The sequence below is a fragment of the Azorhizobium doebereinerae UFLA1-100 genome, from assembly GCF_000473085.1.
In the GTDB taxonomy this organism is placed as follows: Bacteria; Pseudomonadota; Alphaproteobacteria; order Rhizobiales; family Xanthobacteraceae; genus Azorhizobium; species Azorhizobium doebereinerae.
Window position 1 is genome coordinate 58,988 of record NZ_AXBA01000002.1, and the last position, 10,155, is coordinate 69,142.

Genomic DNA, 10,155 nt, shown 5'->3' on the forward strand with positions numbered 1-10,155 from the left:
TCTCTCTTAGCTCACTAGATTGCACGGGATGGCAGGAAACTCCCGGCGTGCATGCGGGCGCCTGGCCCTTCCGTCATCCCAGCATCTCGGCCGGAACGATCGTCATGCACGTCGGGGTCCCTGCCACAGCTCAGCTCGCTGAGTTGCTTTCGCTGCTGGCGAGCCACAGCCCTATGGGGCGCATCGCTGTGGCCTGACTCCGAATTCGTCCGCCGCGCCCTGCGTCGGGATCGCCCGCTTCGTTACGGGCTGAGCTCTGATCCGTCCCTTTTTCAGCCAGCGCCTCGGTAGCTCAAGCATCTCCCCAGCCCTACACAGCCGGCACCCAACGCGGGGGAGAGAGGACGATTTTGTCGATCAGGCTTGGGCTTTTGACCCAGGCGGGATCCGCATCGTCCAGCTTCAGGGGTAGCCCCAGTCGATGGCTCGCTGCCGAATCGTCCCAGAGCACAGTACGCACATCGCTCAAAAATCGCTACATGGCGTGTTGACATAAATCGCTACACTGCGTAGCGTTCGACCATCCAAGGGCAATGGATGGGGGTCGAGATGAACGAAATCCTTCGGCAGATCCGGCGAGTGAAGGCCAAGGCCCGCACCGCCCATTACGACCGCCAGCGGGCCGAGGCCCGGTGCCACGGTCAGAAGCCGAGCAAGCGCACCCTGCGCATCCGGCATGCCCTCCAGAAGATCGAGGACGAGATCTTCGACCTCCAGGCCGACCTCGGCCAGGGTTGGCTGGCGTGAGCGCCGTCCAGGCCACGCGGCCCCACTCCACCGCCACCGCGCGGCGGCCCCGCCCCGGGGCTCTGCCGGATCTGCACCAGACCGAGGTCGCCCGTATCCTGGCCGCCGCCGTGGCGGCGCCGATGACCGAGGCGGAGTTGCGCGAGAACGACCGCTACGAAAACACCGCCCACACCTTGTGGGGGGCATGGTGATGCGAGTGTCCCAGGAACATCTGGCGCTGCTCAGCGTCTCCGAGATGAGCGGATCCGAGTTGCGCCTCTCGGGACAACTGGATCGCCAGACCTATATCGCCCTCGACAAGGTCCTGAAGGCCGCCGGCGGAAAATGGGACCGAAAGGCCAAGGGCCACGTCTTCGACGGCGATGCCGCCGATGCGATCGAACCGATCCTGCTGACCGGCGAAGTCCAACGGGTGAAACAGGACTTCGGGCAGTTCGACACGCCGCCGGCGCTCGCCGCACGGTTGGTTGCCTTGGCGAAGATCGAGGCGGGCATGAAGGTGCTCGAGCCGAGCGCCGGAATTGGCAACATCGCCCTCGCCGCCGCGGCGTTCGGCGCGATGGTCATGTGCTACGAGATCGACGCCAAGCGCTGCGATGCGCTCGCGAAGGCAAGCGGCCGCGCCTTGTATTGCCTCGACATGGTGGTCCATCGCGACTTCCTCGGCGCCGATCCCGCGCCGGTCTATGACCGCGTGGTGATGAACCCACCGTTCGCGCGCCAGGCCGACATCGACCATGTGCGGCATGCAGCCAAGTTCCTGAAGCCCGGCGGCCGCCTCGTCGCGATCATGAGCGCCGGCATCTCCTTCCCAGGTGATCTCAAGGCCACGGCATTTCGCGAGTTCGTCGCCGAGCGCGGCGGCACGATCGCGGGCCTGCCGGCAGATTCCTTCAAGGCGGCAGGCACCAGCGTGAACACGGCCCTGGTTTTGTTCGATGCGCCGGCCTCGGTGCTCAACGCGAAGGGAGCCTGATCGTGATGGGCTCGAAAGACAACCAGGGCGGCACCGCCTTCCCGATCGGGCAGGTGCTCCGCGATACCTACGGCGACAACGACACGAAGCACGTGACGCGGGTCGGCACCAACAAGCGCACGATCCGGATCATCGGCATCGAATCCGACGGGCGCTACCTCGCCGAGACGCTCACCGACATGCATGGCACCGCGCTGGATCACCCCCGCAAGACGCGGGTGAGTGAGAAGACCTTGCGCGCCGGATACGTGCCGATGGTGGAGGGCAAGTGATGCGCTCCGCCACCGTCATTCAGTTCCAGCCGCGCCTGCGCCCCATGCCGTCTCCGGTCGTCCTCGGCCTGCTCTGGTGGGCCACCTCCATCCAGATCGCCATGCTGCCGCTTGCGGTCGCGGCGGCGCTCACGAAGCGGGAGTGCTGACCATGCAGAATCCTTCATGGCTCCCGATCCACGCCGTGCCGACCAAGATGGGCCGCGCGATGGACCTCGGTGGGGCCGATTGCAGCAACGTCGGCATCATGTTCGGGCCGACGCTGGGCGGCGAAGCCGACTTCAGGGAGAAGGCGGACTTTATCGTTCAGGCGACCAATTCCTACGCCGATCTGATCGACACGCTCCAGCGCCTATCCGCGCTCTCCCCCGTGGCCGCGAATGCCCGCACCGCGTTGGACCTTCACAAGACCGTCAAGGTCATTGCGGACTGCGCCATTGAAAGGGCTTCAGTTCTCTCAAAGGCGGAGATCCGGTGATGCGCCGGCCGAGCCAGACCGCGATGGCGAAGCAGTGTGACCACTTCAACACCCGGCATCCTGTGGGATCGAAGGTGCGGGTGTGGACCGGCCTCCTGCATGACGGGCCGGGCAAGGTCGTCGAGGTCGCCTTGCCCGGCGCCTATGTCCTCAGCGGGCACACCGCCGTGGTCCAAGTCATCGGCGGGGGCGGCTGCGTCGCGCTCTCCCACGTTGAGCCGGCGGAGGTCTGAATGGATCTCGTCATCATCGTCGTCCTGGCGGTCATCGCGATCTGCACGAGCATCGCAGCGCTCGGTTTCCTGACGGCGTGGTTCGTCGACTGCCTCCTCAAGGCGCGCCGCCAGCCCGACGGCAGCGACGATGGGAGCGGCGGCTGATGAACACCCCGCTCCTCGACGACTTGGCGATCCCGATCCTGGTGATGGGGGAGCCGCGCATTCCGACATCGTGCTTCGCGCTCGCCGAGCAGGCGCTGCGAGACACCGCCACCACGATCGCCAAGGTGCAGTCGTTCCTCGCTGCCCACGAGCTCAAGAGAAAGGGATCCCGATATGCCCGGCCTTGATGCCCTGATCTCCAATCCCGTCACGACCGCCGTCGCTTATGTCGTCGTCGCGCTGCTCGGCGTCTTTCTCGGGCTGTGGCGGAAGTGGAGCGTCAATACCGAGCTCCGCCACATGGTCGAGGAACAGCAGACGCTGATCGCGGACCTCGAGACGGCGCTCGACCTGGAGCGGTCGATGACACCGCCCATTGCATCCCAGCGCCCGACCTTCAGTGCCATCTCGCTTGGCGGCGCGGTCGCTGCGGTTGTTGAGCAGATGCCCCTGGACGAAGCGGCCCGCCGCGCCGCCGCGGCCGCCGAACTTCGACAGCGCGCGAACCGGCTCGTCAGCGAGGCGCTCGGGTTCCTCAAGGAGGCCGAAGCCTTCGAACGGAATGCACCGGACGCCGATCCTGCCGTCGAAGACCTGCGCGCCGCCGAATAGCGCCCCTCCCCCGAAATCGAATCCCGAGGACGCCCCATGAAAATCCTTCGCCTCTTGATCAACGACATCAAGCGCATCGTCGTCGCGGACATCTCGCCCGACGGCCACCTGGTTCAGCTCACCGGCAAGAACGGCTCCGGCAAGACGTCCTGCCTGGATGCGCTGTGGTGGGCCATCGAAGGCGCGCGGCACATCCAGGCCGAGCCGATCCGGCATGGCGCCGACAGCGGGAAGATCGTCCTCGCCCTGGGCGACAAGCACGTGGAGATGACGGTCACGCGGACCTTCAGCCGGAAGAAGGACCCCGAGACGGGGGAGGAGCTGAAGCCGACCACGACGTTGAAGGTCGAGGCGGAGAGCGGCGCGCGGTTCCAGTCCGGGCAGGCCGTCATGGATGCCTTGGTCGGCGCTCTGACCATGGACCCGCTGGAGTTCCTCCGCAGCAAGCCCCAGGACCAGTTCAAGACGCTGCGCCAGTTCGTGCAGGGCGTGGACTTCGAGGAGATCGACCGCCAGAACAAGGCCGACTTCGATAACCGCACCGACATCAACCGGAGCGCCAAGAACCTCCGGGCGCAGGCCGTGGGCATCGACGTGCCGGCCGGCACCCCGCAGGAGCGTGTCGACACCGCGGCCCTCGTGGAGGAACTGGACCAGGCCGGCGTCCACAACACGTTGATCGAGACCCGCAAGGCCCGGCGGGAGCAGGCCGCCGCCGACATCGTGCGGCAGTCCGAGATCGCGGCCGGATACCGGGATCATGCCGCCGAGCTGCGGCGCCAGGCGGATGAGGAAGATCGGAAGGCCGTGGAGCATGAAGCCTCGGTCGCTGACCTGCGCTTGAAGTTCGAGAGCGCGGAGCCGCTCCCCGAGCCCGTCGACACGACGTCGATCCGCCAGAAGATCGAGGCCGCCGCGCAGATCAATTCCGCCGTCGATGCGCGGACGCGGCGGCAGGATCTGGAGGCCAAGGCCGCCAGCCTCGAGGAGGAGTCCATCCGGCTGACCAAGGTCATGGAGGACCGCAAGGAGGGCGTGAAGGAGATCATCGCCGCGTCTGACATGCCGGTCCCCGGTATCGAGTTCGGTGACGGGTTTGTCCTTCTGAACGGCGTTCCTTTCGAACAGGCCTGCGATGCCCAGCAACTGCGCGCCAGCATCGCCATCGCCATGGCCATGAGCCCGAAGCTGCGCGTCATTCGTGTCCGCGACGGCGATCGGCTCGACGACGATGGCATGCAGATCCTGCGGGAGATGGCTGAGAAGCACGACTTCCAGATCTGGATGGAACAGGTCAGGGGCGCCGGCCCGGCGGCCGTGGTGTTCGAGGACGGGACTGTGAAGGCCCCGGCCCTCCAGGCGGCGGAGTGACATCCATGCGCACCGACGACGAGATCATCGCCAGGGTCAAGGCCATCACGCCTCTGGATCACTTTGGCTTCAAGGCGAGCGACCTCGTCGCGACGCTCCCTTTCGAGACCGCATCGCAGTTCCTGGACCGGAATGCCAATGCCTGGTCATGGGAGCAGGCCCCGCGCGATGCCGACGCCGTGCTGGCTCGCATCGTGAGCTATCTGCCTTTCGCCTGGCGCAACGCCAACAACCGCCGCGGACTTTCCGCTATGCGGTCCCTGGATCACATGACCGCGTGGCTCTGGCTCCTCGGGCACGACGTCGATCTCGGCCGCTACACCCATTACGGGAAGCCGCAGCTCCGGGCGATCTCCGAGGCGGTCGGTTTCGACTGGGCCGCTCACGACGACGGCAACTGGACCAACAATGAGCTCGAGTCCGGTGCCGTCTTGCCGGCCGCCGATATCGGCTTGCCGAGCCTGATGACGAACTCCGTCGTGAAGCCCCAGTCGCTCAGCGAGAGCACGGAGGGCGGCGAACAGTGACCGGCATCTATCTCCCCCTGGCGCGGCCGGCATTGCGCGACGACGAGCACGTATCGATCCGAGCCGAGCGCCTGGACTGGGGCAACCGCAGCATCCGGCTCCGCCTGGAGGACGGCCGCAGCGTCGAGATGGCGTTGTGCGGCATCGAGGTCTCGCCAGTCGATGGCGAGCCCTATCTCGTCATCATCGACATGACGGCGGGCCGTGCCAGGGCGGAAGGGATCCTTCGGTGACGCAGATCGTCCCTCCCCGCTCCATCGACGCCGAAGGCCGGTGCTGTGGTCGAAAGCCCATCGCCTACATGCGCGCTGGCGGTCCGCACTTCTTCTGCCCGCGGTGCGATGGAGCCTTTGATCTGAAGGACGGCCGGCAGATCCCGAACTGGGCCTGGAAGCCGATGCATGGAGGCTTCATCGCCACCTATCCCGAATCCGAAGCTGCCAAGAGGTTCGCATGATCGAGGTCCGCACCATCGCCCCGGGCAAGAAGATCGCCGAGGCCGGCGTCTATGACCTGCCCATGGAGGACTACCATGCGCAGCCCTGCGACGGGCCGTCGGTGTCGTCTTCTGGCCTCCGTACCGTCTTCTCCGTGAGCCCGGCGCACTTCTGGGCGGAGTCGTCGCTCAATCCGAACCGTGATGAGCAGAAGGACAAGGGTCACTTCGCGCTCGGCCGGGCGGCGCACCACTTGATCTTGGGCGAGGCCGATTTCCGAAGGATCTTCTCGGTCCGGCCTTCAGAGTTCCCGGACTGGCGCACCAAGGCGTCCCAGGAGTGGAAGGCCAAGCAGGCGCTGGAACGCAAGACCGTGCTGGTCCCCGCGGATCTGGACCTGATCAGCGGCATGGCAGGGAGCCTCGCCACCCACCCTCTGGTGCAGCACGGCATCCTCAACGGCGAGATCGAACGTTCGCTGCTGTGGCGCGACCCTGAAACCGGCATCTGGCTGAAGTCTCGGCCCGACGCGATCCCGACGGACTCCGGCGACTTCTCCGATCTGAAGACGACCACGAGCGTCGCGCCGGACGACATCCAGCGCACCATTGGCGACTACCGATACGACATGCAGGCCGCCGTCGTGCGCCGCGCCGCGCGGGAAGTACTCGGCGTGGAGATGGTGAGCTTCAACCTCGTCTTCGTCGAGAAGACTGCGCCGTTCTGTGTGTCGGTCGTCGAGATCCCTCCCGCCGACATCGACATGGCCGATATCGACCTTCAGGTGGCGCTGCGCACCATCGCGCACTGCCTGGAAACCGGGAAGTGGCCCGGCCCCGGCGGGACGCAGTCCGATGCCCGCTCGATCTACATCTCCGACTGGATGCGGAAGCGCAACGAAGCCCGCCGCGCCTTCCTGGAACAGGAGCTCGCATCGTGAGCCAGGACGTCGCCATGACCGAGCGCCCGCGGCGCGCCGAACGCCCTCAGGTTATCGACGCTGTGCCCATGCTGGACACCGCGATGTTCGAACAGATGCAGCGCATCGCGACGATCATGGCGCAATCGTCCCTGATCCCAGAGTCCCTCTACATGACGGGGCCGAAGCGGGAGCGGGTACGGTTGCCATACGAGAGCGTCTTTGCGAACTGCTTCCTGGTGGTGAACCAAGCTTTCCGATGGGGAATGGATCCTTTTGCGGTCGCCCAATGCGTGTCAGTCGTGCATGGCCGGCTTTGCTACGAAGGCAAGCTCATCGCGGCCGTTATCGAGAGCAAGGCGGGTGTCCGCCTCCACCATTACTTCAATGGCCAAGGCGAACAGCAGCGGATCTGGCTCACAGACGTCGCACTCACCGAGCAGCAGGAGAAGGAACTCGTCCCCGGTGCGCAGATCCGCGGCGTGCGGATGCTGGACGGCTCCGTCGCTGAATGGAAGACCACCGGGGACGGCTCACCCTGGACTCCCAATGCCTATAGGCGCCAGCTCATCTATCGCGGCACGCGGGATTGGACGCGAATCAACGAGCCCGCCCTATTGCTCGGCGTCTATTCCGATGACGAGCTACAGGATCTCGCCGACGACGCCCGCGCCCGACGCGCCGCGGTCATCGGCGGGGCTGAAGCCAGCGGATTGGCCGCGCGCCTTCAGCAGTCGCAGGCCGCCGCCCTGCCGTCCCCAGGCCTCAACGCCGGCTTCTCGATGGACAAGATCCAGCGCGAGATGGAAACGGTCGGCCGGAGCGAGACCAGCGCGGCGGCCAACACGCGCACGGCTGAGCCCGCCAGGAATCCCGAAGGCGTGCGGGACAACTTCGCCGGCGGCACCGCCAACACGAAGCCGGCGTCCACTAGCACGGGAGGCGATCATGTGAAGGACCAGGCCCTCGCCGGTGCAAGCCGGCCGTCCAGCGGCCAGGACAACGGAAGCACGCAAACGTCTGCGGATCCTGGCGTGACTTCGGCAGGTGGAGAGCAACCCGCCACAGCTTCTGAGATCTCGCCGACCGCCATCGGCGAGACGGAGGACGGGAACGCATCGCGGCCAACTGCCCCCCTGGCCGATGCTGACCCGTCCTCCACCCCCTCCATGACCGCGGAGATGTTCAGCGCCTACTCCCTGGCGCTGGCCCGGGCGACCAAGAAGGTCAGCCTGACCAACTTCGGCCAGAAGGCCGGGGAAGCAATCATCGCCAGCCTGCGAGGTCAGCCCGGCGCGGCTGATATGGGGGTGGTCCGCCAGATCTTCGCCCTTCACGAGCGGCGGATCGAAGGCTCCATCGCGGCTGCGGAGATTGCGGACCTCGTCGACGGCCTGGTCGAGCAGCACCTCGGAGGTGTCGCGTGACCGCGATCCTCTTCGTGGACTGCGAGACGTCCGACCTGCTCAAGCGCGACTTGGCGCTCGACGACCTGTCGCAGCCCTGGTGCGTCTCCATCGCCGCCGTGCTCGCGGTGCCGGGCCGCCCAGATCAGGAGATCAACCTCCCGATCCGCGCCGAAGGCCGCAAGATACGCGCCGGCGCGGAAGCCGTGCACGGTGTGTCGTCCCGCGAGGCGGCCAAGCATGGCGTGCCTGAAGTGGCGGTGCTGGCCGTCCTGTGCTGGCTCGCGGCCCAGGCTGAATGCGTGGTCGGGCACGGCATTGGGTTCGACCGGGATGTGGTGACGAGCGTCCTCATGCGTCGGGGCAAGGATTCCCGCCTTTGGACGCGGCCGGGGCTCACGTTCCACGACACGATGAAGCTCGCCACGCCTTTCTGCCGGATTCCGTCGGTGTTCGATGACGGCGGGTTCAAGTGGCCGTCGCTCGACGAGGCCAGTTCCATCCTGCTGGGCGAGCCGCCGCGCGCCGGCGAGCACAGCGCGAAGGACGACCTGCAGCGCACGCGCAGGCTCTGGGCCTGGCTATGCGACCACAACGCCGTGGAGACCGCAGCATGAGCGCGAAAAAGCCGGCGGACCAGATGAGCCCCTTCGAACGGCGGCTCTCCAATGGAGGGCGTGTCAGGAAGGTACAGATCGAACCCGGTCCCCGCGCGGAACACATCCAGGGCTGCGGAAATCCCGAGTGCGCGATCTGCATGCCGAAAGACGGCTCCGGTGGCGAAGCTCTGTTTAATGAGGGGGACAACATGACTTTAAACGGCCCAAATGAGGAAGTGATCAAAATTCTTGCCGACGAGTTTTTCAGCCGCTCGTCGGATCGCTATGGCTTCACCGAAGCCCTTCGAATTATGAACCGGGCGTCGACTCCAAGAGATACGAAGCAGCAGGTGCGCGAGACCGAGCGGCGCCTCAGGGAGAAGGTGAAGCGCTTCTTCCTCAAGACGAAGCACAACGTCGGCTGGGACGACGTTGTCGGCAATCTGGACGCGCGGCGAGCGCTGCAGGAGGCGATCGAGCATCCGATCAAGCACCAGGACCTGTATGCCCACTACGGCATGAAGCTCTCCAAGGGCGTCCTGCTCTACGGGCCGCCCGGCTGCGGCAAGACGATGTTCGGCAAGGCCGCCGCCAGCATTGTCGCGGAGCTGCACGGCAGCGCGGACCTTGAGCACACGATCCTCTCGATCAAGGGGCCGGAGATCCAGAGTCCCTATATCGGCGTGACCGAGGACATCATCCGGAACATCTTCGCCTACGCCCGCGCCTTCAAGCAACTGCATGGCTTTCCGCTGGTGGCGTTCATCGATGAAGCCGACGCCATCATCCCCAGCCGGGACGACACCAGCGGCCGGCGGGCCTTGCCTTGGGAGGAATCCAACGTCGCCACCTTCCTGACGGAGATGGACGGCCTGGATGACTCCGGAGCCTTCGTCATCCTGGCGACGAACCGCCCTGATCGGATCGATGCTGCCGTGCTGCGCGACGGGCGCTGTGATCGGAAGATCCGGGTCCAGCGTCCGGACATCGAGGGCGTCACCGCCATCGCCGCGCGGCAACTGGCCGGCGCTCCGCTTGCCTTCCACATGCTCCCGCAGACGGCCGCTTCTTACCTGGCTGACAGCGTCTTCGACACCGAACTCAAACTGTTCCGCATCCGCCATGCCGGCGGCCCCAGCTTCTTGCATCTCGGTGACATCGTCAGCGGGGCGATGGTGGTGGGGCTCGTGGAGCGTGCAAAGACGAATGCGTTTCAGCGCGACATGGCCAGTGGCGGCACGCCGAGTGGCATCTCCCTCAACGACATCAAAGCCGCCGTGCTCGCCGTGTTCGCCGAGAACAAGGGCCTGAACCAGTCCTATGCGCTGGATGAGTTCTGCACCGCGCACGGCATCGACGAGGCGGTGATCGAGAAGTTCGAGCCGCTGATGCTCTCCGCGTCTGGCAACGCAGTCAAGCACTGAAGGC

General features: G+C 66.0%; 18 protein-coding genes. All 18 read left to right on the forward strand.

The features are described 5' to 3' along the window. Positions 1–549: 549 nt before the first annotated feature. The 18 genes from YU1_RS0102770 to YU1_RS0102850 are packed head-to-tail and all read left to right on the forward strand — an operon-like array spanning position 550 to position 10,151. Entirely contained in the window at positions 550–747 is a 198-nt protein-coding gene (locus YU1_RS0102770; RefSeq protein WP_029002774.1) for a hypothetical protein, read from the forward strand. After that, entirely contained in the window at positions 744–941 is a 198-nt protein-coding gene (locus YU1_RS0102775) for a hypothetical protein (protein WP_156921932.1), read from the forward strand. The genes YU1_RS0102770 and YU1_RS0102775 overlap by 4 nt, the downstream gene beginning before the upstream one ends. 5 nt (positions 942–946) lie before the next feature. Next, on the forward strand, positions 947–1,726 hold the full coding sequence (locus YU1_RS0102780) for a methyltransferase (protein WP_198018805.1): 780 nt from the start codon (positions 947–949) through the stop codon (positions 1,724–1,726). A 2-nt stretch (positions 1,727–1,728) separates the two neighbouring features. Further along, positions 1,729–1,998: a hypothetical protein gene (locus tag YU1_RS0102785; RefSeq protein WP_210163750.1), complete on the forward strand. Its 270-nt coding sequence runs from the start codon at positions 1,729–1,731 to the stop codon at positions 1,996–1,998. Next, positions 1,998–2,147 carry a hypothetical protein gene (locus YU1_RS33330; RefSeq protein ID WP_156921933.1) on the forward strand — a complete coding sequence of 50 codons (150 nt, stop codon included), beginning with the start codon at positions 1,998–2,000 and terminating at the stop codon, positions 2,145–2,147. Before YU1_RS0102785 ends, YU1_RS33330 begins: the two co-directional genes overlap by 1 nt. Next, entirely contained in the window at positions 2,141–2,476 is a 336-nt protein-coding gene (locus YU1_RS0102795; RefSeq protein ID WP_029002778.1) for a hypothetical protein, read from the forward strand. The genes YU1_RS33330 and YU1_RS0102795 overlap by 7 nt, the downstream gene beginning before the upstream one ends. After that, the gene (locus tag YU1_RS0102800; protein WP_029002779.1) at positions 2,476–2,709 is read left to right on the forward strand and encodes a hypothetical protein; all 234 of its coding nucleotides are present in this window, start codon (positions 2,476–2,478) and stop codon (positions 2,707–2,709) included. The genes YU1_RS0102795 and YU1_RS0102800 overlap by 1 nt, the downstream gene beginning before the upstream one ends. Beyond that, on the forward strand, positions 2,710–2,856 hold the full coding sequence (locus YU1_RS33335; RefSeq protein WP_156921934.1) for a hypothetical protein: 147 nt from the start codon (positions 2,710–2,712) through the stop codon (positions 2,854–2,856). Beyond that, positions 2,856–3,044, forward strand: a complete 189-nt coding sequence (locus YU1_RS0102810; RefSeq protein WP_029002780.1) for a hypothetical protein — start codon at positions 2,856–2,858, stop codon at positions 3,042–3,044. The genes YU1_RS33335 and YU1_RS0102810 overlap by 1 nt, the downstream gene beginning before the upstream one ends. Further along, entirely contained in the window at positions 3,031–3,468 is a 438-nt protein-coding gene (locus YU1_RS0102815) for a hypothetical protein (RefSeq protein ID WP_029002781.1), read from the forward strand. Before YU1_RS0102810 ends, YU1_RS0102815 begins: the two co-directional genes overlap by 14 nt. Positions 3,469–3,504: 36 nt before the next feature. After that, the gene (locus tag YU1_RS0102820; protein WP_029002782.1) at positions 3,505–4,839 is read left to right on the forward strand and encodes an AAA family ATPase; all 1,335 of its coding nucleotides are present in this window, start codon (positions 3,505–3,507) and stop codon (positions 4,837–4,839) included. 5 nt (positions 4,840–4,844) lie between these two features. Continuing rightward, the gene (locus YU1_RS27610; protein WP_084539620.1) at positions 4,845–5,366 is read left to right on the forward strand and encodes a hypothetical protein; all 522 of its coding nucleotides are present in this window, start codon (positions 4,845–4,847) and stop codon (positions 5,364–5,366) included. After that, positions 5,363–5,599, forward strand: coding sequence for a hypothetical protein (locus YU1_RS0102830; RefSeq protein WP_029002783.1), 237 nt, complete (start codon positions 5,363–5,365; stop codon positions 5,597–5,599). The genes YU1_RS27610 and YU1_RS0102830 overlap by 4 nt, the downstream gene beginning before the upstream one ends. Next, the gene (locus tag YU1_RS33340) at positions 5,596–5,823 is read left to right on the forward strand and encodes a hypothetical protein (protein WP_156921935.1); all 228 of its coding nucleotides are present in this window, start codon (positions 5,596–5,598) and stop codon (positions 5,821–5,823) included. The genes YU1_RS0102830 and YU1_RS33340 overlap by 4 nt, the downstream gene beginning before the upstream one ends. Next, positions 5,820–6,743: a PD-(D/E)XK nuclease-like domain-containing protein gene (locus YU1_RS27615; RefSeq protein WP_051356395.1), complete on the forward strand. Its 924-nt coding sequence runs from the start codon at positions 5,820–5,822 to the stop codon at positions 6,741–6,743. The genes YU1_RS33340 and YU1_RS27615 overlap by 4 nt, the downstream gene beginning before the upstream one ends. After that, a complete protein-coding gene (locus YU1_RS0102840; protein ID WP_029002784.1) occupies positions 6,740–8,149 on the forward strand; it encodes a hypothetical protein in 1,410 nt (469 codons plus the stop codon). Before YU1_RS27615 ends, YU1_RS0102840 begins: the two co-directional genes overlap by 4 nt. Next, the gene (locus YU1_RS0102845) at positions 8,146–8,745 is read left to right on the forward strand and encodes a 3'-5' exonuclease (protein ID WP_029002785.1); all 600 of its coding nucleotides are present in this window, start codon (positions 8,146–8,148) and stop codon (positions 8,743–8,745) included. The genes YU1_RS0102840 and YU1_RS0102845 overlap by 4 nt, the downstream gene beginning before the upstream one ends. Continuing rightward, a complete protein-coding gene (locus YU1_RS0102850) occupies positions 8,742–10,151 on the forward strand; it encodes an AAA family ATPase (RefSeq protein WP_198018806.1) in 1,410 nt (469 codons plus the stop codon). Before YU1_RS0102845 ends, YU1_RS0102850 begins: the two co-directional genes overlap by 4 nt. Positions 10,152–10,155 lie beyond the last annotated feature (4 nt).